This is a genomic window from Streptomyces glaucescens, assembly GCF_002154375.1.
GTDB classification, from domain to species: Bacteria; Actinomycetota; Actinomycetes; order Streptomycetales; family Streptomycetaceae; genus Streptomyces; species Streptomyces glaucescens.
Map to the genome: position 1 here is coordinate 1 of NZ_MUND01000568.1, position 513 is coordinate 513.

The 513-nt window shown below is 75.4% G+C and carries 1 protein-coding gene; it reads right to left on the reverse strand.

Annotated elements, in window-relative coordinates; all coding sequences use genetic code 11:
- On the reverse strand, positions 1 to 442 hold a 442-nt coding region (locus CCN42_RS32010), incomplete at its 3' end, for an FAD-binding protein (RefSeq protein WP_143662080.1).
- Positions 443 to 513: the final 71 nt, after the last annotated feature.

Below are 513 nucleotides of genomic sequence, written 5' to 3' on the forward strand. Positions count from 1 at the left end.
CGGCCGACCCGTCGGCGGTGACCAGCTCGACCTCCCGCACGGCCGTCGAGAGCGGCCCGTTGCCCAGGCCCGACCCGTGCGTCCCGGTCGCCACCGAACCGGCCACCGAGATGTGCGGCAGCGACGCCATGTTCGCCAGCGCCAGCCCGTGCCGGTGCACCACGCGGGCCAGCTCCGCGTACCGGACACCGCCCGAGACCCGGACCGTCCGCGCCGCGGTGTCCACCTCGATCTCCGGCGGCAGCCCGGCCAGTGACAGCAGCGCCCCCTCGGGGCCCGGCTCGGCGATCTCGTTGAAGGAGTGCCCGCTGCCCAGCACCCGCACCCGCGTGCTGCCCGCGACCAGCGCCCGCAGCGCGGCCCGCGAGTGCGGGCGGTGCAGCTCCTTGGCGGCGTACGTGATGTTGCCCGCCCAGTTCGTCACCGACACGGCCTCGGTCATACGGCGTACTCCCTTCCCGGGGATCGAGAACGAGGCAGTGTAGGCGGGCCCGGCCGTCCCGGCCGAGAGCG